At 42.6% G+C, this 25,885-nt stretch carries 28 protein-coding genes; 14 read left to right on the forward strand and 14 right to left on the reverse strand.

All coding sequences use genetic code 11. From position 1 onward, the window contains the following. Positions 1-25 precede the first annotated feature (25 nt). Positions 26-1,318, reverse strand: coding sequence for an aminopeptidase P family protein (locus PY092_RS00950; RefSeq protein WP_275613986.1), 1,293 nt, complete (start codon positions 1,316-1,318; stop codon positions 26-28). A 79-nt stretch (positions 1,319-1,397) separates the two neighbouring features. Here PY092_RS00950 and PY092_RS00955 point away from each other — a divergent pair, with 79 nt between their 5' ends. Both PY092_RS00955 and PY092_RS00960 read left to right on the forward strand, forming a co-directional pair. Next, positions 1,398-1,787 carry a DUF2721 domain-containing protein gene (locus PY092_RS00955; RefSeq protein WP_275613987.1) on the forward strand — a complete coding sequence of 130 codons (390 nt, stop codon included), beginning with the start codon at positions 1,398-1,400 and terminating at the stop codon, positions 1,785-1,787. A 182-nt stretch (positions 1,788-1,969) separates the two neighbouring features. Further along, entirely contained in the window at positions 1,970-2,401 is a 432-nt protein-coding gene (locus PY092_RS00960) for a hypothetical protein (protein ID WP_275613988.1), read from the forward strand. Positions 2,402-2,416: 15 nt separating this feature from the next. On the opposite strand, the gene PY092_RS00965 is transcribed toward PY092_RS00960, so the two are convergent. Beyond that, entirely contained in the window at positions 2,417-3,307 is an 891-nt protein-coding gene (locus PY092_RS00965; RefSeq protein WP_275613989.1) for a RimK family alpha-L-glutamate ligase, read from the reverse strand. 173 nt (positions 3,308-3,480) lie between these two features. Between PY092_RS00965 and PY092_RS00970 the strand changes: the two genes are divergently transcribed. From PY092_RS00970 to PY092_RS00985, 4 genes are all read left to right on the forward strand, one after another. Continuing rightward, positions 3,481-4,146 carry a succinate dehydrogenase cytochrome b subunit gene (locus PY092_RS00970; protein WP_275613990.1) on the forward strand — a complete coding sequence of 222 codons (666 nt, stop codon included), beginning with the start codon at positions 3,481-3,483 and terminating at the stop codon, positions 4,144-4,146. Positions 4,147-4,148: 2 nt separating this feature from the next. Further along, positions 4,149-6,152 (forward strand): fumarate reductase/succinate dehydrogenase flavoprotein subunit, encoded by a 2,004-nt coding sequence (locus PY092_RS00975; RefSeq protein WP_275613991.1) that lies wholly within the window; start codon positions 4,149-4,151, stop codon positions 6,150-6,152. A gap of 6 nt (positions 6,153-6,158) precedes the next feature. Further along, positions 6,159-6,905: a succinate dehydrogenase/fumarate reductase iron-sulfur subunit gene (locus tag PY092_RS00980; protein ID WP_275613992.1), complete on the forward strand. Its 747-nt coding sequence runs from the start codon at positions 6,159-6,161 to the stop codon at positions 6,903-6,905. A 69-nt stretch (positions 6,906-6,974) separates the two neighbouring features. Then, positions 6,975-7,463: a very short patch repair endonuclease gene (locus tag PY092_RS00985; RefSeq protein WP_275613993.1), complete on the forward strand. Its 489-nt coding sequence runs from the start codon at positions 6,975-6,977 to the stop codon at positions 7,461-7,463. Here PY092_RS00985 and PY092_RS00990 read toward each other — a convergent pair. Then, positions 7,438-8,142, reverse strand: a complete 705-nt coding sequence (locus PY092_RS00990) for a helix-turn-helix domain-containing protein (RefSeq protein WP_275613994.1) — start codon at positions 8,140-8,142, stop codon at positions 7,438-7,440. The two genes, PY092_RS00985 and PY092_RS00990, sit on opposite strands and share 26 nt — an antisense overlap. A 141-nt stretch (positions 8,143-8,283) precedes the next feature. Here PY092_RS00990 and PY092_RS00995 point away from each other — a divergent pair, with 141 nt between their 5' ends. Then, the gene (locus tag PY092_RS00995; RefSeq protein ID WP_275613995.1) at positions 8,284-8,604 is read left to right on the forward strand and encodes a hypothetical protein; all 321 of its coding nucleotides are present in this window, start codon (positions 8,284-8,286) and stop codon (positions 8,602-8,604) included. 319 nt (positions 8,605-8,923) lie between these two features. On the opposite strand, the gene PY092_RS01000 is transcribed toward PY092_RS00995, so the two are convergent. From PY092_RS01000 to trhO, 7 genes are all read right to left on the reverse strand, one after another. Further along, the gene (locus PY092_RS01000) at positions 8,924-9,577 is read right to left on the reverse strand and encodes a CoA transferase subunit B (protein ID WP_275613996.1); all 654 of its coding nucleotides are present in this window, start codon (positions 9,575-9,577) and stop codon (positions 8,924-8,926) included. Between the two features lie 22 nt (positions 9,578-9,599). After that, positions 9,600-9,821 (reverse strand): four helix bundle protein, encoded by a 222-nt coding sequence (locus PY092_RS01005; RefSeq protein ID WP_313790192.1) that lies wholly within the window; start codon positions 9,819-9,821, stop codon positions 9,600-9,602. Positions 9,822-9,848: 27 nt separating this feature from the next. Then, the gene (locus PY092_RS01010; RefSeq protein WP_275613997.1) at positions 9,849-10,547 is read right to left on the reverse strand and encodes a CoA transferase subunit A; all 699 of its coding nucleotides are present in this window, start codon (positions 10,545-10,547) and stop codon (positions 9,849-9,851) included. 100 nt (positions 10,548-10,647) lie between these two features. Further along, entirely contained in the window at positions 10,648-12,987 is a 2,340-nt protein-coding gene (locus tag PY092_RS01015) for a penicillin-binding protein 1A (RefSeq protein WP_275613998.1), read from the reverse strand. Then, complete coding sequence (locus PY092_RS01020; RefSeq protein ID WP_275613999.1) at positions 12,987-13,478, reverse strand: gliding motility lipoprotein GldH; 492 nt, start codon at positions 13,476-13,478, stop codon at positions 12,987-12,989. Before PY092_RS01020 ends, PY092_RS01015 begins: the two co-directional genes overlap by 1 nt. Then, entirely contained in the window at positions 13,468-14,628 is a 1,161-nt protein-coding gene (locus tag PY092_RS01025; protein ID WP_275614000.1) for a PSP1 domain-containing protein, read from the reverse strand. Before PY092_RS01025 ends, PY092_RS01020 begins: the two co-directional genes overlap by 11 nt. A gap of 204 nt (positions 14,629-14,832) precedes the next feature. Then, positions 14,833-15,864 carry an oxygen-dependent tRNA uridine(34) hydroxylase TrhO gene (gene trhO, locus PY092_RS01030; RefSeq protein ID WP_275614001.1) on the reverse strand — a complete coding sequence of 344 codons (1,032 nt, stop codon included), beginning with the start codon at positions 15,862-15,864 and terminating at the stop codon, positions 14,833-14,835. A gap of 272 nt (positions 15,865-16,136) precedes the next feature. On the opposite strand from trhO, the gene recA reads away from it, so the two are divergent. From recA to PY092_RS01055, 5 genes are all read left to right on the forward strand, one after another. Next, positions 16,137-17,144 (forward strand): recombinase RecA, encoded by a 1,008-nt coding sequence (gene recA / locus PY092_RS01035; protein WP_275614002.1) that lies wholly within the window; start codon positions 16,137-16,139, stop codon positions 17,142-17,144. Between the two features lie 96 nt (positions 17,145-17,240). Beyond that, positions 17,241-17,681, forward strand: a complete 441-nt coding sequence (locus PY092_RS01040) for a hypothetical protein (protein ID WP_275614003.1) — start codon at positions 17,241-17,243, stop codon at positions 17,679-17,681. Between the two features lie 28 nt (positions 17,682-17,709). After that, the gene (locus tag PY092_RS01045) at positions 17,710-18,240 is read left to right on the forward strand and encodes an RNA polymerase sigma factor (protein WP_275614004.1); all 531 of its coding nucleotides are present in this window, start codon (positions 17,710-17,712) and stop codon (positions 18,238-18,240) included. An 8-nt stretch (positions 18,241-18,248) separates the two neighbouring features. Beyond that, positions 18,249-19,718 (forward strand): outer membrane beta-barrel protein, encoded by a 1,470-nt coding sequence (locus PY092_RS01050; RefSeq protein WP_275614005.1) that lies wholly within the window; start codon positions 18,249-18,251, stop codon positions 19,716-19,718. Between the two features lie 147 nt (positions 19,719-19,865). Then, positions 19,866-21,032, forward strand: a complete 1,167-nt coding sequence (locus tag PY092_RS01055; protein ID WP_275614006.1) for a histidine kinase — start codon at positions 19,866-19,868, stop codon at positions 21,030-21,032. A gap of 11 nt (positions 21,033-21,043) precedes the next feature. On the opposite strand, the gene PY092_RS01060 is transcribed toward PY092_RS01055, so the two are convergent. Then, a complete protein-coding gene (locus PY092_RS01060) occupies positions 21,044-21,778 on the reverse strand; it encodes a lysophospholipid acyltransferase family protein (RefSeq protein WP_275614007.1) in 735 nt (244 codons plus the stop codon). A 57-nt stretch (positions 21,779-21,835) separates the two neighbouring features. On the opposite strand from PY092_RS01060, the gene PY092_RS01065 reads away from it, so the two are divergent. Together PY092_RS01065 and trpS are read left to right on the forward strand one after the other, a co-directional pair. Continuing rightward, the gene (locus PY092_RS01065; RefSeq protein WP_275614008.1) at positions 21,836-22,078 is read left to right on the forward strand and encodes a GlsB/YeaQ/YmgE family stress response membrane protein; all 243 of its coding nucleotides are present in this window, start codon (positions 21,836-21,838) and stop codon (positions 22,076-22,078) included. Between the two features lie 88 nt (positions 22,079-22,166). Further along, positions 22,167-23,135 (forward strand): tryptophan--tRNA ligase, encoded by a 969-nt coding sequence (gene trpS, locus PY092_RS01070; protein WP_275614009.1) that lies wholly within the window; start codon positions 22,167-22,169, stop codon positions 23,133-23,135. Here trpS and PY092_RS01075 read toward each other — a convergent pair. The 3 genes from PY092_RS01075 to dprA all read right to left on the reverse strand — a co-directional run bounded on the left by PY092_RS01075 (position 23,132) and on the right by dprA (position 25,870). After that, positions 23,132-23,842, reverse strand: coding sequence for a hypothetical protein (locus PY092_RS01075; protein ID WP_275614010.1), 711 nt, complete (start codon positions 23,840-23,842; stop codon positions 23,132-23,134). The two genes, trpS and PY092_RS01075, sit on opposite strands and share 4 nt — an antisense overlap. Before the next feature lie 455 nt (positions 23,843-24,297). Next, complete coding sequence (locus tag PY092_RS01080) at positions 24,298-24,600, reverse strand: GIY-YIG nuclease family protein (protein WP_275614011.1); 303 nt, start codon at positions 24,598-24,600, stop codon at positions 24,298-24,300. 163 nt (positions 24,601-24,763) lie between these two features. Next, entirely contained in the window at positions 24,764-25,870 is a 1,107-nt protein-coding gene (gene dprA, locus PY092_RS01085) for a DNA-processing protein DprA (protein ID WP_275614012.1), read from the reverse strand. Between the last annotated feature and the right edge of the window lie 15 nt (positions 25,871-25,885).

The following is a 25,885-nucleotide window of genomic DNA, read 5'->3' on the forward strand; positions in this document are numbered from 1 at the left end:
CCTCGACTGCGTTCGATAAAACAATTTACTTGTTCATTAACTCCTCTATCTCTTCAATTTCGATAGGAATGTTGTGCATCAAATTGAATGGTTCCCCTTTTTCTTGGATGACAACATCATCTTCCAAACGGATGCCCATTCCTTCTGCTGGAATGTAAATCCCGGGCTCCACGGTAAATACCATGTTGGCTTTCATCGGGGTTTTCAATTCGCCATAATCGTGGGTATTCAATCCAATGTGATGACTGGTTCCGTGCATGAAGTACTTTTTGTATGCCGGCCAATCTGGGTTTTCGTTTTGTACATCGGCTTTGTCCAATAAGCCCAGACCTATCAACTCGGAAGTCATCAATTTACCCACTTCTTTATGGAATTCGGCCCAAATGGTTCCGGGCACCAACATTTTGGTGGCCTCGTTCTTAACCCGAAGCACCGCACTGTAGACCTCCTTCTGTCTATCGGTAAATCTTCCGTTTGCAGGAATGGTACGTGTCATATCACTGGAATAATTAGCATACTCAGCGGCAAGGTCCAACAATATCATGTCCCCGTCTTTCACTTCTTGATTGTTTTCCAAATAGTGAAGTACGTTGGCATTGTTTCCTGCTGCAATAATAGGAGAATATGCAAAACCCTTGGAGCGGTTGCGAACAAATTCGTGCAAAAATTCCGCTTCAATTTCGTGTTCCCAAACACCAGGTTTTACAAACCCCAATATTCTTCTGAACCCTTTTTCCGTGATGTCGCATGCGGTTTGCATCAATTCAATTTCCTCGGGTTCTTTTACTCCACGAATGTTCTGCAAAATTGGGTTGCTCTTGGCCCATTGGTGGGCTGGATACTCCTTTTTGCACTTTTCAATAAACCGAGCTTCGCGGGTCTGCGTTTCCACAGCTTGGCGGTAATGCTCATTGGTATTGAAATATATGGTATCCGCCTCGGTCATCAAATCAAAAAATATTTTATCGAAATCGGTAAGCCAACACACAGTTTCAATACCCGATACTTCGGTCGCTTTTTCCTTGGTAAGCTTTGCTCCTTCCCAAACGGCAATATGGTCGTTGGTTTCCCTTACAAATAGAATTTCCCTGTGCTTTGGGTCCATGGCATCTGGAAACAACAATAAAATTGTCTCTTCCTGATCCGCACCGCTCAAGTAAAAAATGTCACGGTCCTGTTCAAATGGCAAGGTACTATCAGCGCCTATGGGGTAAATATCATTGGAATTGAAAACCGCAATACTCTTCGGCCTCATTTGGCCCATGAATTTTTTACGGTTTTTAACAAAAAGGTTGCTGTCTATTTGAGCGTATTTCATAAGTGTGATTTGATTTGTTCAAATGTAGGTAATTGCGTTACCGAAGACAAATTCTTACCTTCCATATCAAATTGAAAAAATGCAGCTCAACCTAAGCATCCCTGCGCTTCTATTCCCCGCCATCTCTTTGACCATGTTGGCCTACAATGCCCGGTATTTGGCCATAGCGGCATTGATCAGGCAATTGCACAAACAGTTCGAGGAAACTTCAGCACAACCTTTAAAGGAACAGATCAATCAACTACGAACACGCTTGGGCATCATCAAAAACATGCAGGCTTCTGCCATTATAAGTTTTTTGCTCGCGGCCGTGACCATGTTCTTGATCTATGTGGAAATGCGTGTTTGGGCCAATGTCATTTTTGGTGTTAGCCTCGTTTTTTTGATGATTTCCTTGATACTCTCCCTTTTGGAAGTGCAACTATCCACCAAAGCGCTTGGAATCCAATTGAAGAACATGGAGAAATAATCAGTTATTAAAACAACTAATGTAGGAATACTTCTTTTTGGCTGAAATGTGAAAAATCGGCCGTCAATTGAAAAGGCCTTTGTACCAATTCTAAAAGGGCATTGGTAAAACAGCCTCAAATAGAACGAACTCTTGCCTCTACTTTTGATGTATAGAATTGATTCATCAAACAGATAGAAGACATGCAGCGCGTTCAGAATTTAGAGTTTTTTAAACATATTAGAGAGATACGGGAATACGAATTTGGAATTTTTTACTTTTTTGATGGGTTGGTCATTTCTGAAATGAACGAAGGCGAGATCTTCAATTGGACCATTGCTGAAAAGATAATAGAAGTTGCTTACGAAGTCCTCGGTCAAGACAAACCCATAGCCTACATCAGCAATCGCATTCACAACTATTCCGTAGTGCCCACCGATTGGCTGAAGTTTTACAAACATCGGCACCAATTGGAGTTTTACTCCATAGTCGCATACAACAATAGTGGATTGGCCAGTGTAGTTTTGGAACGCATGTTCTTCAGAAATAAGATCAGACAGTTCTCCAATCTGGAAAACGCCATCAAATGGAGCTTGGCCAAAATCAATGAAAAAAAAATCAATCGCTCTGCCTAAGACTACCTGCTTCGGTTATTTTCTGTTTCTCCTCCCATTTTTTTCCACAAATTGAACAATGCTTTTGGCAACGTTTACCCCAGTGGCCGCTTCAATGCCTTTAAGTCCAGGGGATGCATTTACCTCAATCAACAAAGGGCCATTTTTGGAACGAATCAAATCCACCCCGGCCACACCAAGTCCCAAATGCTTGGTTGCATTGATGGCCATAAATTTTTCCCTTGGTGTCAGTTGCACCTTTTGGGTTTCCGCTCCACGGTGCACATTGGATCTAAAATCGTCAAGGCCACTTGTACGCTTCATACTGGCCACTATTTTATTGTCCACAACAACAATCCTAAGGTCTTCACCATTGGCCTCCTCGATATATTCCTGCAGCAAAATACTGGTGTTCATATTATATAAAGTGTCTATTACGGATTTTGCGGACTTCTTGCTTTCCGCCAGAATGACCCCTTTGCCCTGGGTGCCCTCCTGTAGTTTAATGATCACAGGTGCACCGCCCAAAAGTTCTATCTGATCTTCAACATTGTTGGGGTTGATGGAAAACACGGTTTTGGGAACGGAAATCCCTTTTTTGGACATCAGCTGCAGTGTAGAGACCTTATTCCTGGCCCGAATGATTCCCAACGACTTTGCCGTGCTGAAAATATGGTTCATTTCAAACTGCTTCACTATGGCAGCACCATGCCTAGTGACAGTAGTGCCAATTCTTGGGACAATGGCGTCAAACTCATCCGTAATGTTCTCTGTTCCGTAAAAAATTTGTGGTTTGTCCCCACCCAGTTGTACCGAGCATTTCGTATGGTCGATATGCTCCACATAATGGCCCGCTTTTTCAAATTCCTCGGCAATCCTAAAGGTGGAATACACATTAAGGCTTACGGAAAGAATGGCAATGTCCATGTTATTTGCATTGATTTGAAAATCAATCGTAATATCGGTTAAAATTCCCAAAATCAAATCCTGAAGGATTAAATCCCAGTAGCTTAAAATGAGTCTAAATAACCATGTTTACAATGTTGAAAGCTTGTTAAAAACTCATCCGTGCCGTAAATTTGTGTAAAAACTAACTTCTAATGAGTTTGATAAAATCTTCGTTGGCCCGAAAATATGTCATGGCCCTATCGGGTCTTTTTTTGGTCACATTTTTGATTCTTCACGTGGCCATCAATTTGGCCTCGGTATTTTCTCCCGATTTTTTTAATGAAGCATCCCATTTTATGGGCTACAACCCAATAATCCAGTTCTTGATGCAGCCCATCTTGATCATTGGTGTGATTGTACACTTTGTTATGGGCTTTGTTTTGGAAATCCAGAACAAAAAAGCCAGGGATGTAAGCTATGTTAAGTACAAAGGTAGCGCCAATGCGCCTTGGGTATCCAGAAACATGATCTACTCAGGTCTAGTGATCCTTGCTTTCTTGGCATTGCACTTCTACGATTTTTGGGTACACGAAATGGCCTACAAATATGTTGAAGCCAATCCAGAGGACCCAACACGTTACTATTATGAAACGGTAGAGAAATTTGCTCCTTTTTGGAGGACCATTCTTTACGTGGTTTCCTTTGTGTTGCTAAGCTTGCACTTGTGGCACGGCTTCGCTTCATCGTTCCAATCCATGGGTGTGAACAACAAGTACACCGCCGGATTCAAAAAATTTGCTAAAATATTCGCGGTAGTGGTACCCTTGGCATTTGCATTTATCGCCATATACCACCACCTTAACCCAATAACACATTAAGCATGGGCATATTGGACTCTAAAATTCCATCTGGGCCGTTGGCCGACAAATGGACCAAGCATAAAAACGACATCAATCTGGTTAACCCTGCCAACAAAAGGAACATCGACATCATCGTTGTAGGTACAGGTCTTGCTGGAGGTGCCGCTGCAGCTACTTTGGCCGAGTTGGGTTACAATGTAAAAACATTCTGTTATCAAGATTCACCACGTAGGGCGCACTCCATTGCTGCCCAAGGGGGGATCAATGCAGCAAAAAACTATCAAGGAGATGGCGATAGTAACTACCGTCTCTTTTACGATACCATAAAAGGTGGGGACTACCGTTCCCGAGAAGGTAACGTTTACCGATTGGCCGAGGTCTCAGGCAACATTATCGACCAATGTGTGGCACAAGGGGTTCCCTTTGCCCGCGAGTATGGCGGTATGTTGGACAACCGTTCTTTTGGTGGGGTATTGGTATCCAGAACCTTTTATGCGAAAGGACAAACTGGACAACAATTGTTGCTCGGTGCCTATTCTGCCATGAACCGTCAAATCAACCGTGGTAAGATCCAAGCCTACAACCGTCACGAAATGATGGATTTGGTTTTGGTCGACGGCAAAGCAAGAGGTATCATCGCCAGGGATTTGGTCAGTGGAGAGATTGAAAGACATAGTGCACACGCAGTGGTTTTGGCAACTGGAGGGTATGGAAACGTATTCTTCCTTTCCACCAATGCCATGGGAAGTAATGTAATGGCCGCTTGGAGAGCACACCGCAAGGGGGCTTTCTTCGCCAATCCATGTTTTACCCAGATCCACCCAACATGTATTCCCGTTTCAGGTGACCATCAATCCAAATTGACATTGATGTCCGAGTCGCTTAGAAACGATGGACGTATTTGGGTGCCCAAGAAAAAAGAAGATGCCATAGCCATCCGTGAAGGTAAATTGAAACCAACGGAACTCGCCGAGGAAGACAGGGATTACTATTTGGAAAGAAGGTATCCTGCCTTTGGTAACCTAGTGCCCCGTGATGTGGCATCCAGAGCAGCAAAGGAACGTTGTGATGCTGGTTTTGGAGTAAACAAGACCGGTGAAGCCGTATTCTTGGACTTCGCATCTGCCATTGAACGTTACGGAAAGGAAAAGGCCTTGACCTCTGGACTTAAAAACCCTGACAAAGCGACGATTACCAAACTCGGTGAAGAGGTAGTAGAGGCCAAGTACGGAAACCTTTTCCAGATGTACGAAAAAATCGTAGATCAGAATCCGTATAAAACCCCAATGATGATTTATCCTGCGGTACACTACACCATGGGAGGCCTTTGGGTGGATTACAACCTGCAGACCACAATTCCAGGATGTTACTCGGCTGGTGAGGCCAACTTTAGCGACCACGGCGCCAACCGTTTGGGAGCTTCCGCTTTGATGCAAGGTCTGGCCGACGGATATTTTGTGTTGCCGTACACTATTGGTGATTACTTATCCGATGATATTAGAACAGGGGCCATTCCAACAGACTCCAAGGAGTTTGATGAAGCCGAACAACAGGTTCGTGATAGAATGGAAAAACTGATGGGCGGTTCTGGAATCCATTCCGTGGATTACTATCATAAGAAACTGGGCAAGATCATGTGGAACAAATGTGGTATGGCCCGTAACGAAAAAGAACTGAAAGAAGCCATCAAAGAGATTTCCGATCTTAGAAAAGATTTCTGGGAGAACGTGAAAGTTCCTGGAACCATCGATTCCAAAAACCAAGAGCTGGAAAAAGCGGGACGTGTTGCCGATTTCTTGGAATTGGGCGAACTTTTTGCAAAAGATGCCTTGCACAGAAACGAGTCTTGTGGCGGACATTTCCGTGAAGAGTACCAAACAGAAGAAGGCGAGGCACTCCGTGATGACGAGAACTTTAAATATGTGGCCGCTTGGGAATACAAGGGCGAGCCCAAAGATGCCGAATTGCACAAAGAGGATTTGGTATACGAGAATATTGAACTGAAGACAAGATCCTACAAATAAGAAACTATGAAATTATATCTAAAAATATGGCGTCAAAAAGACGCATCCACACCAGGAAAAATAGTTGATTATACCCTTGACGGGGTAGAAGGTGATATGTCTTTCTTGGAGATGCTGGACATCTTGAATGAAGAATTGGTCTCCAAAGGAGAAGAGCCTGTGGAATTTGACCACGATTGTAGAGAAGGTATCTGCGGAACTTGTTCCCTGCAAATCAACGGGGAACCTCACGGTCCCGACAGATTGGTGACCACTTGCCAGTTGCACATGCGCAAGTTCAACGATGGGGATACCATCGTGATTGAGCCTTTCCGTGCCAAAGCATTCCCCGTGATCAAGGATTTGATCGTGGATCGAAGCGCTTTTGACAGGATTCAGCAAGCTGGGGGATATATTTCCGTAAACACATCTGGTAACACGATTGATGCCAACACCATTCCAATCAACAAATACGATGCGGACGAAGCCATGGACGCTGCTACTTGTATTGGTTGTGGCGCCTGTGTGGCCGCTTGTAAAAATGCAAGTGCCATGTTGTTCACTTCTGCCAAGGTTTCTCAATTTGCCTTGTTGCCCCAAGGACAAGTGGAAGCTACAGAGCGTGTACAAAATATGGTTCGCCAAATGGATCTGGAAGGTTTTGGTAACTGTACCAATACTGGAGCTTGTGAAGTGGAATGCCCCAAAGGTATTTCCTTGACCAATATCGCTCGAATGAACCGTGAGTACTTATCCGCTACATGTAAAGGATAAACATTATAACATTTCGATTTACAAAGCCCAAATTCCAAGAGGAGTTTGGGTTTTTTGTTATCTTACGGTATGCCCAAAGAATATCCGAAAAAACGCATAAAAGTACCTCGGTTCAATGAGGAATCAGGTTTTTACACCACGCCGGAGCGTTCCAAGATCATGGGAAAGATTCGTGGCAAGAACACCAAGCCAGAACTCGCCTTTAGAAAAGCGTTGTGGCAATCGGGCTACAGATATCGCATCGACTATAAAAAGCTCATAGGAAGGCCTGATATTGCATTAAAAAAGTACAAAACCGTCATATTTATTGATGGGGAATTCTGGCATGGCCACAATTGGGAGGAACGCAAACATAGGATAAAGAGCAACCGTGAGTTCTGGATTCCCAAAATCGAACGTAACATACAACGGGATCAAGAGGTAAACCAAACATTAAAGGAAGAAGGATACAAAGTATTCCGTTTCTGGGAAACAGAGGTGAAAAAAGATTTGGATGAATGTTTGGAACGGGTGTTGACCCATCTCAATGCCGTCAAATCTGCTTTTTCACAATCGTGAAGACTTGTATCACATCATCCAGAGGCAACTCAAAGTCTTTGAATTCCGGGGATGTATTCAAATTGTGACACTGTAGCGCCTTATCCTCTTTATTGTACCCTGTAAGTCGTTTACAAATAATTCTGTCGGCACAAACCAATATATAGGATTGGTTCCAATGGGTTTCATTGTGACGTGTCAAGGATTCTTTTTTGATTTCCAACCCAAGTACATACGTCTTATTCGGAATGGCAGCTGCACTATTATCGTTCATGGAATCGCCAGAAACCTCGAAGATACGATGTGGTTCATCTGTCAAAAAATCAATGATAAACCCCCCCTGAAAGGGATTGATGAGACTATCCTTCTGTAGGCCTTGAATATATTTTTGATGCCACTCGACCAATACCAAGGGTGCCATCACGAGATACTTTCCATGCTCCAATGGGTAAAAAACACTGCCATGTTTGGTAAAAGGTTGCCGTTTGGTGTAGGCCTCCCCCATATCGTTGACCTCGTGCATGTACAACTCGGCAATGGTAAGTCCAAAGTATTCGGCAATCTTGGTAAGGTTTTTTATGGGAATATTGGCATCCTTGCGCTCATAAAGCTGAATCGTGCGTAAACTGACCCCAATTTCTTTGCCCAATTGTGATTGGCTGATATTATTTTTTCTTCTTAATTGCTTTATTATATACATTTATTTCTATATTGTGTAATATTGTTACGCAATATGCGCTCAACGCAGCAATTCATCTAGTTTTCTGTAATTGGGTTACAAGCCAAATATAGAAAATAGGATTTGACCCCGACATATAATTATTTTAAACACGAATTATATATGGGATCTATTAAAGGCCTTGGGCCATTTTTAAAAAGTGAATTGATCTTCAAAGAAGAGGATTACGGAAAGCCAATAAACGAAAGACTCTCCGAGGTACTGCGAAGAAACACTTCCAAAAACGATTTTGCCAATATTGCCATACAGAGCAATGTGAGTTTTTCCACCATCAGGGATGTGGTTTACCGCACCAATAGTTTAACCAAGCTGAACGCAAATGCCATTTCACTATTGGTCCATGCCGCTTTCGAGAATTCTTTTGCTTACAAATTGCAGGCCGAAGGTGATATTCTGTATTTGGGGAACTTATTAAAGTTGTAAAATATTGGTTGCTCGGCCTTACTACAAAAAAAAGAGCCTAACAAAACGTTGGCTCCATATTTTTCAGGGGGATGTCTACTAATCTATAGCATAAAAAGCTTCTTGATCAAAAGCATAAAACCTGTGAAAAAATCGTTTTTGTAAACTTGAACATTCTCGTCCATCGTAGTGTTTGATTTTAGTGCCATGGTTAATTTGGTTTGCGGTGTTAATTTGGGTAAAAATTTCGATATAACCAAATATATAATCGATGAATGGCAATTTAAAACTATTGTTGTGTAATGCCATATTTATGTTGTAAAAATGGCGCAAATATTTATCAAATATTCATTTCGGGAATGTCTCCCTCCACCACTAATTTACCTTCGGTAGCTTCCTGAATTTCTTCAACGGATACCCCAGGCGCCCTTTCCAATAATTTGAATCCATCTTTCGTAACTTCCAGCACGGCAAGGTTGGTCACAATTTTGGTCACACAGCCTACTCCGGTCAGTGGCAAGGTACATCGCTTCAACAATTTCGATTGTCCTGCTCTATTGGTATGCATCATGGCCACGATGATATTCTCAGCGGATGCCACCAAGTCCATGGCACCTCCCATCCCTTTTACCATCTTTCCCGGAATCTTCCAGTTAGCGATATCGCCATTCTGTGCAACTTCCATTGCCCCTAGGATGGTCAAATCCACATGTTGGCCCCTAATCATGGAAAAACTCAGAGCGGAGTCAAAAAAAGAGGCTCCTGGCAAGGTGGTTATGGTTTGTTTGCCTGCATTGATGATGTCGGCATCCTCTTCTCCTTCAAATGGGAAAGGCCCCATACCCAACACTCCGTTCTCACTCTGAAATTCCACACTTATATCATCACGGACAAAATTGGCCACCAAAGTAGGTATCCCAATCCCAAGGTTAACGTAGTATCCGTCCCTGACCTCTTGTGCAATGCGTTTTGCTATTCCGTTTTTATCTAACATAATTTGAAAATATCTTAATTGTTCAATTAGACAATTTTACCTTTTTGCTTGTCGAAATGATTTTTGATATGATTAAAATAATTGACCTAAGCTCACTTATCAAGCTATCATTTGGAGATGGATAGTGGATAGAATCTTTACATAAATCCAACCAATATTCCAATTCATTAGCTTCTTTGGCTGCTATTTTGAATTTATGAATAAAGTCTGCCAAACTTTCTGCATTTTGTTTATCGTTTCTCATCTTCAAATTACAGCATTGAATAATTATTTAATGGGCTCTTACTGTTCTTTGCTCAATTCGTTTCTCAAATGTGTCCCCTTGGAAAATACGTTGCACAAATATGCCGGGAATATGTATCTCATTGGGGGCCAAACTACCTGCTGGCAGAAGCTCCTCTACCTCGGCCACGGTAATGGTGGCAGCCCCACACATGCACGGATTGAAATTCCTTGCTGTGCCTTTGAAGATCAAGTTGCCCGCTTCATCCCCCTTCCATGCCTTTACAAAAGCATAATCGGCCTTGAAAGCTGGTTCCAACACATACATTTTCCCATCGAATTCACGGGTCTCTTTTCCTTCGGCCACCTCGGTCCCATAACCTGCAGGTGTGTAAAAGGCGGGGAATCCTGCTTGTGCCGCTCTACATTTCTCCGCAAGCGTTCCTTGCGGTGTGAGTTCCACTTCGAGTTCTCCGCTCAGCATTTGACGTTCAAACTCATCATTTTCACCCACGTAGGAGGAAATCATTTTCTTGATTTGATGTTTCTGTAAAAGTAGCCCCAGACCAAAATCATCGACCCCGGCATTGTTGGATATACAGGTAATATCCTTAATGCCCAATCGCACCAATTCGGCGATGGCGTTTTCAGGTATTCCACATAGGCCAAACCCGCCCAGCATGAAGGTCATGCCATCTTCGACACCTTTTAAAGCTTCGGCAACATTGGCAACTGTTTTGTTGATCATAGAATTCTTATTTATTTTCCCTGAAATTACGATTTAAATAAAAAAGCCCCAAGCAAATTTAGATATGCTTGGGGCTTTATTTCATTAAAATGGGTTCCTTCTAGAAATCCAAATCGTCCAAATCGTCTTCGGTATCAATTTGCTCCTCTTCTTTATCTTGCTGCTTGGAACAATCCACATTGATGGAGAGTTCCTCTGGTTCTTCAAAAGCATCCTGGGAAATACCTAGTTCCTCATTGGCATAGTTCTTTTTCATATAGACGGCCCAAATGGGCAATGCCATTGCCGCTCCTTGTCCATAAGCCAGACGGTTAAAGTGGATGGACCTATCCTCGCCTCCTACCCAGACTCCAGTCACTAAGTTGGGCACCATACCCATAAACCACCCATCACTTTGGTTCTGGGTAGTTCCTGTTTTCCCCGCTATTGGGTTATTGAGTTCGTAAGGATATCCAGTAATAATCTCTTTATACACCGTATTGTTAACTCCATAGGTATGCCTTAGTCTCCCACCGGAACCATATTGTGTCACCCCTTCCAAAAGGTTGACCATGGCATAGGCCACATCTTTACTGAGCACATCCTTTGTCTCGGGCGTATATTCGTAAAGTACGGTTCCATTTTTATCCTCTATACGGGTAACCATTACGGGTTTTACATAAACGCCTTGGTTGGCATACGTTCCAAAAGCACCCACCATTTCATAAACACTTACATCGGGCGTACCCAATGCAATGGATGGCACTTCTGGAATTTCTTTGGTAATGCCCATGTTCTTGGCTATTGAGGCCACCGATCCAGGGCCTACCCTATCAATGAGTTGTGCCGTTATGGTATTTACCGAATTGGCCAAGGCATTTTTCAAGGTCATATCTTCCCCGGAATACTTTCCGTCCGAGTTCTTTGGGCACCATGCAGCCATGTTTCCATGTTTTCCAGGTTCAATACAATATTGGTTGTCCGGAAGGGTGTAACATGGCGAATAGCGAAGCTGATCGATGGCAGCGGCATACACAAAGGGCTTGAACAAGGAGCCTGCCTGTCTTGAGCCTTGTATCACATTGTCATATTGGAAATGTTTGTAATCCACACCTCCCACCCATGCTTTTACATGGCCTGTTTGGGGCTCCATGGACATCATGGCGGTTCGCAGGAAGGTTTTGTAGTACCTAATGGAGTCCATCGGGGTCATTATGGTATCCTTATCATAAGAATCGCTGTTCCAATCAAAAACGGTCATTTCCGCCTTCTCATGGAAGGTTGTCTCGATTTCTTTTTCGGACAATCCCTCTCGTTTTAAGTGGCGCCATCTTGCCGATCGTCTCATGGCCCTATCCATAATGGTATCAATAGCTCCCCTGCTCACATCCAGGAATGGAGCGGTTGGGTTGCGATCGGGTGTATTTTGATGAAAGAATTCCGCTTGAAGGTTCTTCATGTGCTCCTGCACGGCTTCTTCCGCATTTGCCTGCATTCTTGCATCTATGGTCGTGTAGACCTTTAATCCATCCAAATAAATATTGTATTTCTCGCCATCGGGTTTCGGATTGTCGCTTGCCCAGTTATTCAACCAACGCTGCATGTACATCCTAAAATAAGTGGCCAGTCCTTCATTGTGCAGTTCTGGACTGTAATTTAAGTTCAAGTCCAATGTTTGGAGTGAGTCTTTTTCCTTTTCGGAAATGTAACCGTATTTAGCCATTTGTGATAGGACAACGTCCCTCCGGCTTTTAGTGCCCACAGGGTTTCGATGTGGTCTGGGGTTGTACAGGGAAGAGTTTTTGAACATTCCGACAAGCATTGCGGCTTCTTCCGTTCTAAGCTCCATCGGTTCTTTGCCAAAGTATACCCTAGCTGCCGATCTAATTCCATCTGCATTGTTCCCAAAGTCATAGATGTTGAAGTACATCGCCATGATCTCCTCTTTGGTATAGTTTCGCTCCAATCGGACAGCAATGACCCATTCCTTTACTTTTTGAAGAATTGCATTGGTAGTACTTTCCTTGTCCCTGACCCCAATAAAAAGCTGTCTTGCCAACTGTTGGGAAATGGTACTGGCACCCCCTTTTGTCCCTAAAAAAGCCAAGGCTCTTGCGAATCCACGGGCATCGATACCGGAATGGTCATAATATCTTACATCTTCGGTGGCCACCAAAGCATCGACCAAGTTTTGAGGAAGGTCACCGTACGCTACTGGGGTACGGTTGTCATCCAAATAATATTTACCCAAGGTCTCTCCATCGGAAGAAATTATCTCTGTGGCCAAATTGGTGCTTGGGTTTTCCAAGCGTTCAAAAGTGGGCATCTCTCCAAAGACCCCCCATGAGGCCAAAAGAAAAATGAGAACGGCAGAAAGAACTCCTGCTCCGAATAAAATCCAAAACCACTTAATGAAAGGGAAAAAATTCTGCTGCTGTTTTTTTTGACGCTTCTTTGCCATTATAATTTGGGTGCTTTTTCTATTTCCAAACCAACATCCGTTACTCCTTCAAGAATATGAAGGCCTTCCACATCGCCATTTTTGCGCATGGCATGGGAAATGTTCACTTTATATACGCCGGAATCCGGAAAATCGATGTTTTCTTTGAACCAAAGTTTATTTTCCTTAACGCTTCCCATTCCTTTTCCCAACCATTCGCCATTGGATTCCGCCATTCTGTATTCCAGTGTATCCTTAACGGTATTTCCGCTTGGATATTCCATCTCGGTAATCAGGAATAAATTGCTAAAGGCAAACGTATCATCGTTTCTGATATTGATGAACAGATTGTAGGCCTGGGTAGAATCCAGTTCAGAGAATTGGAAGTCGATTCCTTGGTCCATCTCCCACTTTCCTTCCTTGATGGGCCGGTAGTCGGAATAAACCAACAACTCATTGCAGGATGATAGGGCAAGTACTGCAATCAGTGGCAACAAAAATTTATTTCGCATTGGAAGATGCTTTAGGTTTTGGTTTTCTGCGCTTTTTCTTTCTGCGCTTTTTCTTTTTGGGCCTATCAAAACGGGTAAGACTATCTTGGCCCACTACATTTTCAAAAGTCGTTTTTTCCTCGATAACATTGTCTGCCGCATATTCTTCAAGACTTGCCACTTTTTGGTTCTTCTGGTTCAACTCTAAAATCTCAAGAACCTGGTCCTTGGTCAACGCATGCCAGTTTGCTGGTTCATCCTTATAGGAGAACCAGAGTGTTTCTTTAAAAATATCCGCTTTTTGGCAGAATGCAATCCCTTTTTGAGTCTTTAGCTTGCTATCGGATGGTGGGAAGTTTTTCAACGCCTCCAGATACATATCCAATTCGTAGTTGAGGCAACATTTGAGCTTTCCACATTGTCCTGCCAATTTCTGTGGGTTCAGAGCTAATTGCTGATAACGGGCGGATGCAGTACTCACGGACCTAAAATCCGTCAACCAAGTGGAACAGCAGAGTTCCCGACCACAAGAGCCTATTCCGCCCAATCGCTGGGCTTCTTGTCGGTAGCCTATTTGTCGCATTTCAATACGGATGCCAAATGCCTTGGCCATATCCTTGATGAGCTGCCTAAAATCAACTCGTTCATCAGCAGTATAATAAAATGTGGCCTTGGATCCATCCCCTTGGAATTCCACATCGCTCAACTTCATTTCAAGTCTTAACGAGATGGCAATTTCCCTGGAACGTTTTTTTATCTCCTCTTCCCTATTTCTGCATTTTTGCCAAATATCGATGTCCCTTTGTGTGGCTTTTCTGTAGATTTTAGGAATGGTCTTATCTTCAGGAGACACTTTCTTGTGTTTCATCTGGATTCTTACCAATTCCCCTGTCAGGGTAACCACGCCCACATCATGACCGGATTTGGCCTGGGTGGCCACAACATCGCCAATGGACAATGTAAGGTTCTCCGTATTTCTAAAAAATTCCTTTCTACTGTTTTTGAAACGTACCTCAACACAATCAAAGGGTTTTTGATCGTTGGGCAACGACATATTGGAAAGCCAATCAAAGACTGTCAGCTTATTACAACCATCAGTGCCGCAAGTACCATTGTTCTTGCAACCACGCGGTTGTCCATCCTTGCCGGTTGAACAACTGCTACACGCCATATTTAATATCTTGATTGAGGTGTCAATAAAACGTTGTCAGTTGGATTACAGCCAAATCTACTTCAAGCACTGAGAAATTTAAAACACATCTCGACTGCGCTCGATATGACATGAAATTTCTTCCCATCCGTTTCAACAACCTCAATAGGGTTCATAAAAATTACTAATTGTAAATATAGTACAATTTGTTGCAGTAGTGAAATGCTACTTCTTGTATTTCAACACGGGGGAACGTCCTTTTTTGAATATTTTGTTGCTAGCTCCCTTGCCTTTACGCAAACGTTTTTGTTCTTCGTAGGGCAATGCATGTACCTCCATGCAATCCACAGAGCAGCAATTGTTCATTTTTTCGGCGCACTCCTCACATTGAATAAACAACAAATGACAGGCTTCGTTGGCACAATTTACATGAGTATCGCAAGGTTTGCCACATTGATGGCAATGCGCGATCACTTCATCCGAAATGCGTTCGCCCCTTCTATGGTCAAAAACAAAGTTTTTCCCCAGGAATTTATTTTCCAATTGCTTTTCGCGGACTTGCCTGGTGTATTCTATGATGCCACCTTCCAACTGGTAGACATTTTTAAAGCCTTTGTGTTTATAGTATGCACTGGCTTTTTCACAACGGATGCCTCCCGTACAGTACATGACCAATTTTTTATCTTCCTTGTGCTCTGCCAAGTCTTGTTCAATAATGTCGAGAGAATCACGAAACGTGTCCACATCGGGCGTAACGGCATTCTTAAAATGCCCTATCTCACTTTCGTAGTGGTTTCGCATATCCACCAGAACGGTGTTCTCATCCTCAATAAGTTCATTAAATTGTTCTGCCCCTACGTGGATTCCTTTGTTGGTCACATCAAAGGTGGCATCGTTCAAGCCATCGGCCACAATCTTGTTGCGGACCTTCACTTTCAACTTTAAAAATGATTTATTGTCCTGTTCAATAGCAATGTTCAACCGAACATTTTCCAAAAATGAAATGCTGTCCAAGTGCTCCTTAAAAACCTTGAAGTTATCCGCAGGAACCGAAAGCTGCGCATTGATGCCTTCATGGGCTACGTAAATCCGACCTAGAACTTCCATACCGTTCCAGGTCAAGAAGAGATGGTTCCTCAAAATTTGAGGGTTGCCTATGTGTGCATATTTGTAGAAAGAGATGGTAAGCCGATCTTTACCGGCCTCCTCAATAAGCGCCTCCCTTTCTTTTGCACTCAATGTATTGTACAGTTGCATGCTATACCTAATTAAGTTAAAGAATGGTTCTTGAAAATGTGGTGCAAAGATAAAAATTAAAGGGAGAGCAAATCAAAAGGGCCTGTTAATGGCCCCTTGATCCACTATTCTTTTTCACAGCTATTATTTTCTCCCTCCTAGCAATTGTGAACTGTAGCCAGTTCTATATAGATGAGTTAGTACACTTAAGATGTATTGTTATTAAAAAGGTTGCGTGCCCTTTTTTTCATGTGGAAAGAAATGGTATTTTAGCCTTCCTAACAATTTTAACCATGAGCAAAGAGAAAGAAGCAAAATTAAAGGCCCTTAAACTTACATTGGACAAGTTGGACAAAACCTATGGAAAAGGGGCTGTCATGAAAATGGGTGACAGTGTTGTTGAAGATGTAGAGGTCATTCCTTCCGGCTCGTTGGGATTGGATATTGCTTTAGGTGTGGGGGGTTACCCCAAAGGAAGGGTTGTGGAAATTTACGGTCCGGAATCGTCCGGTAAAACCACATTGACCCTGCACGCGATTGCCGAAGCTCAAAAAGCCGGCGGTATTGCTGCATTTATTGATGCGGAACATGCTTTCGACCGTTTTTATGCCAAAAAATTAGGGGTTGATATCGACAACTTGATCATTTCACAGCCCGATCACGGTGAGCAGGCCCTGGAAATTGCCGACAACCTGATTCGCTCCGGAGCCATCGATATCGTAATCGTGGATTCCGTGGCAGCCCTGACCCCAAAAAGTGAAATCGAAGGGGAAATGGGCGATTCCAAAATGGGATTGCACGCCAGGTTGATGTCACAGGCTTTGCGAAAACTGACATCCACGATCAGCAAAACAAAATGTACCGTGATTTTCATTAACCAGTTGCGGGAAAAAATCGGGGTCATGTTCGGTAACCCTGAAACAACAACTGGTGGTAATGCCCTAAAATTCTACGCATCCGTTCGATTGGACATTAGGCGTTCCACTCAAATTAAAAGTACCGATGGCGAAGTACAGGGAAACAAGACCCGCGTCAAAGTTGTGAAAAACAAGGTGGCACCCCCTTTTAAAACAGCCGAGTTCGACATTATGTACGGGGAAGGAATCTCCAAGATCGGGGAAATCCTTGATTTGGGTGTAGCCTACGAAATCGTCAAGAAAAGCGGTTCTTGGTTCAGTTATGGCGACACTAAATTGGGACAAGGACGGGATGCCGTGAAATCATTGCTGATGGACAACCCCGAACTGGCCGAAGAATTGGAAGACAAGATCAAAGAGGCCATTGCTGCGGTAAGTGCATAATACTTTTATCGATTTTTTTGGGAGATTAACTTTTAGTTGTGATGATTCCACGCAACCCTTGTGTATACTGTACATCTAGGGAGTAAAAGGATTATTATGAAAAAAGTGCTAATGCCCTTTATTTTTATTGTGGCATGCTCATGGTTCATTTCATGTGAAGTGGACGATGATTCCCCAAATTTTTACTTTGCCGCCCTGACCACGGTCGAGGCTGATATGCCTGAATCTTTTGAATATGGGAAAACTTACGACATTGACGTAACCTACCTTAGACCTAATGGCTGCACCTTTTTTGAAGGGTTCGATGTGACACAAACCACAGAGACAGGCCGCGATGTTGTGGTAATAGGGTCTGTACTAACGGATGAAGACCGAGTATGCACAGAAATGGCAGAGGAAGTTGTGGCCAACCTGAAGTTTAAGGTAATTTATAAGGACGATTATACATTTAGATTTTATGCAGGGGATGATGCCGATGGCAACGCCACTTTCTTGGAATACACTGTCCCCTTGGTAGAGGAAACACCAACAAATTAAATGGCAACAATCCAAAATTGACCAACATTTGGATCTTGATGAATTGATACATAACTGTCAGAAGGGAAACCGACAGGCCCAAGCTGAACTATACCGGAGATATTCCGGTATTCTTTTCGGTATGTGCCTCAAGTATTCCCGGAACAAAACTGAGGCGGAAGACAATCTGCATGACAGTTTTATGACCATATTCGACAAGGTCGATCAATTTGGTTTCAAGGGGTCTTTTGAAGGTTGGATCAAGAGGATAACAGTAAACACAGTCCTCCAGAAATACAGAAAAGACCAACATCTCAACCTTGTTTCGGAAAACACCGAAGATGAAGTAGAGGTGGATACCGAAGATGTGGATATCAGTCTACCCACCCTTTTGGGATACATTCAAGAACTGCCACATAAATATAGGTTGACGTTCAACCTTTATGTATTGGACGGCTACAGTCATAAGGAAATCAGTGAGATGTTGGGGACATCCACTGGCACCTCAAAATCCAATTTGGCAAGGGCAAAAGCCATTTTGAGGGATAAAATAGAAAAAACCAAAATCAACATTGCTTAAATAAATCAATGATGGGGAAAAAGAATTTAGAGCAATTGTTCAAAGAAAGTTTTCAGGACTTTCAGGAAGTTCCGGACGAAAAAGTCTGGAACTCCATTGAAGCTTCTTTGGACAAAAAGAAACAAAAAAAGCGGGCCATACCCATTTGGTGGAGCCTTGGGGGTGTCGCCGCTGCCTTGGTGCTACTGCTGATGGTCATCAATCCATTTGCTGAGCAACCCGTGGAAGAACAGATCATCACGGACACGGAAAACAGTGCACTTCCCGAAGCGCCGAACAAATCGGAAGAAAGGGACAGCGATGATTTCAATGGTTCCGCAATCACTTCAGAAAAACAAAAAGGGGGATTGGCAAATACGACCAACGATGAAAACGCAGAGAAAACAAACCATCAGACCACAGGAAAAAACCTAGGCGTTAAGAGTGCATCAATGGTTGCTGAAAATGCTGCTTCCAGTTCAAACAGAGATGGTTCAGTTACAGCGATGGCACAGGCTGAAAACAGTCGTTCAAACGATGCTGAAGCGCTTACCAACAACAAAGATGCTGCAAACAACAGTGCCGTTGCAGTGACAATGAATCCCAATGAGACAAAACCTGTTCAAAGTCAATCAAACATATCATCCGAAATCAATGATGAACAAGTTGCTGAACATACCGAAGAAAAAGATGAAGATAAAAAGCAGTCCATTTACGATGCGATAAAAGAGCAGAACGAAATCGAGGAGGCCATTGCCGAAAACAAATCGGGCAAATGGTCCGTTGGTCCATCTTTGGCACCCGTATATTTTGATGCATCCGGAGACGGTTCCCCCGTTGGTCCTGACTTTTCCTCCAACTCAAAATCGGGACAACTTAATCTAAGTTACGGCCTTACCGTCGCTTATGAAGTGGGTAAAAAAGTGAAAATCCGTTCGGGGGTACATCGCGTAAACTATGGATACGACACCAATGATGTCCTGTTCTCCTCTACCCTTCGAGCCGCTGCAACCGATAAATTGGCAAACATCGACTATGGCCCAACCTCAGAATCCATTGTGGTACAAAGCAAGGAAAATCCCAAAAACCAAGCTGCTTTCGATTCCAAAGAGATCGCCCTGAGCGAGGCGCCCACTCTTGACGGCAAAATGGTCCAGCAACTCGGCTATATCGAGGTTCCTTTGGAAGTAAACTATGCGATTTTGGACAAAAAATTCGGAGTCGACCTCATTGGCGGGGTAAGTTCTCTGTTTCTTGTGGACAATTCGGTCCTCTTGGAATCCAATGAACTGGTTACCGAAATGGGCGAGGCGAACAACATAAACTCATTGAATTTTAGTGCAAACTTTGGTATGGGACTCAATTATCAATTCAGTCCAAAAATCAGATTCAATGTGGAACCTGTATTTAAATATCAACTGAATACTTTCTCCAATGTGTCAGGTAATTTCAGGCCATATTCCATTGGGGTGTACAGTGGATTCAGCTTTAAATTCTAAGGTTTTAAGAAGTTGGTTAGGAAGATTGCTCCTTTAAAGCAATCAATTGAGCGCTCTACTAAAATGGGGCGCTTTTTTTATCTCACTATAACATTCACATATTTTTCTTACTTTAAACGCTTGAATACTAACCAACTTATTGATACCGTGAAACATGAGCAATTTGAGGACATTCTCATTTACTTTTCCAAATCACTTATGGGAAAGGAAAACGAAGAAGACATCCTGTGGGACCTAGCCAAAAATTGCATCTCCAAATTGGGGTTTGTCGATTGTGTCATCTATCTGGTCGACCATCCTAAGCAAGTGTTGGTACAGAAAGCGGCCTATGGTCCAAAAAATCCAAGAGACTTTAAACTGCACAATCCCGTGAACATTGCCATCGGAGATGGAATAACCGGATGTGTGGCTAAAACAGGAAAGCCGGAATTGGTAATGGACACCTCACTAGACCCGAGATATATCTTGGATGATGACAATAGGCTTTCCGAAATATGTGTCCCCATAGTCTACGAGGATGTCCTTTACGGAGTAATTGATTGCGAGCATCCCGAAAAAGGATTTTTTACCGCCCGCCACCTTAAAATGCTTTCGGCCATTGCTTCCATTTGCGCCATAAAAATCAAAAGCGTCAGGGACAACAAAGAACTCATTGAAAAACAGGACAAGCTTTTCCAACTAAGGGAGGAAATGTTGGGACTGAAATTAAAAACCCTTAACTCGCAGCTCAACCCCCATTTTGTGTTCAATTCCTTGAATGCCATCCAATATTTCATAACCACACAGAACACCAAACTGGCATTGGATTATTTTTCCACTTTCAGTAGGTTGGTCCGTTTCTATTTGAAGCAATTGGGAAAAGACACTGTTTCGCTTTACAATGAAATAGATATGCTCCATTGGTACTTGAAACTTCAAAAGTTGCGGTACGACGATTCTTTTGAATACTCCATTTCCATAGAAAAGAAAAGCGGAGACCTTAAAGAGATCACAATCCCCTCGTTCGTAATTCTCCTTGTCTTTGAAAATCTGGTCGAGCAATCCAACATCAACAAAGTGATCGATCAACATTTCAACATTGATATAGCTACCTCTGAAAAAAAAGTGGTTTTAAAAATACAGTATCATTGCAAGAGTATGGAGCAAACCACACCTCCAAAAAACGATTATCGCAATGAAATCATGAAATGGCAAGATCAGGTGGAACTGCTCAATACGGTCAAAGGATATCAAATTACCCACAATACCACCAGTGCAAATAATGATGGTGTAAACATCAAAAGCATTGTTCTAGAGCTTCCCAATCTTGCCTAGAAAGTGCTTTCCTAAGAATTCATGTCTTTCAGGATTACTTGCCTAACCTCCTCCCGTAAGGTCGACGTGTCGGAAGCACTCAATATCCCAGTTTCAAAAAAAGGATGAACTATTGCCCGTATTCTTCCAGGCCCGCCGCTAAAAAAAGTGAAGGAAAATCGCTTTTTATTATCCAAAAAAGTCATGGGCACCACGGGGATTTTATGTGCTATCGCCATTTTAAACGCTCCATCCTTGAACTTGTCCAAGATCACATCCTCTTCAGGGACACCTCCTTCCGGAAAAATACAAATGCTCAGGCCTTGATCCAACCTTCTCTGGGCACGCCGATACACTCCTGTTCTACTGCGAACACTGTCCCTATCCACCATGATACAGACCCGCTTATAGAAAAATCCAAAAATGGGGATTTTTACCAGTTCTTTTTTACCCACGAACACAAATGGATTTTTGCTCAAATGAAGCATCAGCATAATATCGAGCATACTCGTGTGGTTGGCCACCAACATATAGCTCTTACCCTTTTCCATACGTTGTTCACGAACAACCACCGGAACACAGCCCATGCCATACAAAATGGGGCGGGCCCATAGATTTCGGGCCAACCAAAAAAATTGAGGATAGGTTTTTTCGGAAATGGTCAGCAGGAGCAAAAACGGAAAAAACAAAAGAATGGGAACGGTGACCAAAATATAGAACCAAACCCTGTACAACAAATGCCCCGCATTTCTGATCACTCCATTCATGTGTCAAAAGTAGAATTTTTGAATATCTTTATAGGACTAACCATTAAAACTTAGGATATGGGAATTTTATATGCTTTATTGATTGGCGCCCTCGCTGGATGGCTGGCTGGCAAAATTATGAAAGGTGGTGGGTTTGGAGCCCTCATAAACATTATTTTGGGAATTGTTGGAGGTGCTGTCGGCAATTGGTTGTTCTCCACACTGGGAATCCATGTGGGTTCCGGCATTGTTGGAGACCTCATAACCGGCGTTATTGGTGCCGTAGTGATTCTATTCATTGCAGGGCTCTTCAAAAAATAAACCCTGATTAAATCAATTTTATATGAAGCGGCATTGGCCGCTTTTTTTATACGTAAGGGATGCTTACTTTTACGGGCAAAAATTTAGCATGGCCCGAATTCTGACCGGAATACAAAGTACAGGAACACCACACTTGGGGAATATTTTGGGTGCCATTGCACCAGCCATTGAAATGGCCGAAGACCCCAAAAACGATTCCTTCCTGTTTATCGCCGATATGCACTCGCTTACCCAAATCAAGGATGGGGAACTGTTACGGAACAATACCTACGCCATAGCCGCTGCTTGGATGGCCTTTGGACTGGATATTGAAAAAACAGTTTTTTACAGACAGAGCGATATTCCACAAACTGCGGAATTGGCCTGGTACCTCAGTTGCTTTTTCCCCTATCAAAGATTGACCTTGGCCCACTCCTTTAAGGATAAGGCCGACAGGTTGGAGGACGTAAATGCGGGTTTGTTTACCTACCCTATGTTGATGGCAGCCGATATTTTGTTGTACGATGCCGATATTGTCCCCGTAGGGAAAGATCAGCTACAACATTTGGAAATGACCCGAGATGTGGCCTCCCGATTCCACAATCAAATGGGTGAAACTTTTGTGATGCCCGAAGCCAAAGTACATGAGCAGACCATGTACGTGCCTGGAACCGATGGCGAAAAAATGAGCAAAAGCCGTGGCAACCTCATCAATTTGTTCCAAACGGACAAAAAGTTACGCAAGCAGATAATGGGGATTGTAACGGACAGTACGCCAATGGAAGAACCAAAAGACCCGAGCAAGGACAATGTATTTGCCCTCTATAAACTTTTGGCTTCCCCGGAACAAGTGGAGGAAATGAGCGCCAACTATTTGGCAGGAAATTACGGCTACGGTCATGCCAAACAGGCATTGTACGAGCTTATTTTGGAAAAGTTCGAGGAGCCTCGTGAAAAGTTCGAATACTACATGAACCATAAGAACGAAGTGGACGAAGCCTTGGCCTTTGGTGCCCAAAAAGCCCGTAAAGTGGCCGATGGGGTCCTGACTAGGGTTCGAGAGAAGTTGGGGTATTAATTAGGCTCGACAATCCACAAATCCAATGTTTCATATTCTGGCTGCTCCATAACAAACATAGCTGAAAGTTTAACATATTTAGTCGTAACCTCTTTTATAAAATATACCGAGCCTTTACCCTGAACACTTAAGGTAGGAGCTGATTTGAACACAGGTAAGCTTTCATTATTAACTGTTTCCATCTGGTCAAAATAGAAAGTAACATCCCCTTCTTTCTGATGATAGTGTTTAAGTCCTTTAACAATGAAAATCTTCGATGTATATCTTAATGCTTCCTGCGTTTTTGCAACTTTATTGTTTATTATAGCAAACTCTCTTTTAACATCATTTAGGTTTTCTATAGATTGTCCCTCTTTAGATTTCAAAGAATCCAGTGATTTTGTGTATTCCGCCACTTTTGTTTCAAAATCAATCGTTTCTTTTCTTAAAGCTTCTATTTCGTCCTCTAAATCTGATTTGTATTCAGTCTTTATTTCATTCAAAGATGCAGCACCTAAAAAAGTCCCAACAAAAAGCAAAATTGCTGCAACCGCCTCTATAACCCTAAGTTCAAATTTGAGTTCGAAAAAACGTTTGTCAAAACTATTTCTGTTTCTGGTAATTGGACTTTTTTGAATCCTATAAAGAAATACCACATCCAAAATCAACAATACCAACACTATGATTAAAAGAACATTTGTAAAGACTTGCATAATGATGATTTTCAAAGCAAGGTACAATTTATTGACTTATCCCTTCGCACTTTGTCGGGTTTGGGGCTTTTTACCTTCCTAATTAAACCTACTGTAGAATCATCAGAAACAACTAGTTTGTCAATTTTAGTTTAGAACCTCGATTTTTTGTGGCACCTTCCCGTTGAACTACCCTTAAAAACAGAGTGACTGTTCTGTTATCATACAATGGGATAAACGGTTGTTTTCCAATGTTGCAATTCGTTTAGTTGTAAAGCTTAATGGATAAGTAGCATCTTGTCATTCTGAATCTGAGTGAAACGAGGATGAAGAATCTCAATGTTAATGGCATTGCTGAGATACTTCGCTCCACTCAGCATGACAAACACTAAAAAAGGTGTCATTCTGAAGACGAACAACGTGAGGATGAAGAATCTCGCATTAATTTTGACCTTTGTTCGAGATACTTCGCTTTGCTCAGTATGACAAAATCATTTAAAAAGAAACCCTTCCTCTAAAAAATCCAAATTTGGGTTAACCGACTTAATCAATTTTAGTTTTTTGGCCCTAACCCATCCTTTTATTTCTTTTTCACGCGCAATTGCTTCTTGAATCCATCCATATTCCTCATAGTATAGTAAATGCTTGCACTTATATTTTGCAGTAAATGTCTTTCTTCCCTTTTCTATATTATCAATATGCTCAACTAATCTTCGAGCTAAATCGTTCGTAACCCCAGTATATAAAACGGTTTTGTTTTTATTTGTTATTATGTAGACATAATGTTTGTTCATCAATCGATTGTGTTTCTTAGAGATACTTGGCTTTGCTCAGTATGACAAACAAATTCTCAAAGCCCACATTTGTCATTCTGAGGCGGAACAACGTGGAGCTGAAGAATCCATAATTCCTAATGAATTGAGTCGAGATGCTTCCCTTCACTCAGTATGACAATGCTTACACCGCCTCGAACATTTTACCGGGCAGGGGTCGGATCACACCCTTCATTTCCATGTTCAATAAAGTGGACGACACCTTAAAAATGGGCAAATTACACTCCAAAGCTACGGTATCCAACAACTGTTTGCCGTTTAACTGCAAGTACGAGTAGATTGACTGTTCTGTTTCATCCAACTCGACGAACAGCTGTTTTTGTACCATTTTCTCCTTTTTTTCCTCTTCTATTTCCCATCCCAAAAGGTAAATCAGCTCTGCTGCTGATGTCAATAAATGTGCTTTTTGGTATTTGATCAGGTCGTTGCAGCCTTTACTCCACTTATCGGTCGCCCTACCTGGAACAGCGAACACATCACGATGGTAGCCATGAGCCAAATCCGCTGTGACCAAACTACCCCCCTTCTCGGCTGATTCGATTACAATGGTAGCTTCGCTCATTCCGGCAATAATACGGTTGCGCTTTAGGAAATTCTCACGGTTGGGCTGGCTCGAACTCCAAAATTCGGTCATGAACCCTCCGTTTTCCTCAATCTTGGATTGGTATTTGGCATGAACCTTCGGATAAATTTGATTGAGCCCGTGCGCCATACAGGCAATGGTCTGCAACCCCTGGTCCATAGCCGCTTTTTGGACCGCCATATCCACGCCGTACGCCAATCCACTAACGATAACAGGGTTCAAGGGCGCCAATTCTTCAATAAATCGATGGCAAAACGCAGTACCATAGTTGGTAACATTTCTTGTTCCAACAACACTGATCACTTTTTGATGCTGTAAGTTGATATTTCCCCGTTGGAACAATAAAATGGGCCCATCGACACAATGCTTCAAACGGGCCGGATAATCCTCATCCATAAAATAAGAGAAGGAAATGTCTTCTTTGGACAGAAACTCGAACTCCTTTTGGGCCTCTTCCAGATAGATAGCATCAAATAGACCTTTCAAAGTCATCTTTCCAATGCCATCGATTTTTAAAAGGTGGGGCAGTTTGTCCTCGAAAACAGCTTTTGGACCACCACAGTGGGCAATTAATTTTTTTGCAGTGACATCCCCGATATTCGGGATATTTTGCAGTCGCAAAGCCGCAATAATTTCAGGTTCAGTCATTTGATTTGGGATCAA

The organism is Flagellimonas yonaguniensis (assembly GCF_029193885.1).
Lineage (GTDB): Bacteria > Bacteroidota > Bacteroidia > Flavobacteriales > Flavobacteriaceae > Flagellimonas > Flagellimonas yonaguniensis.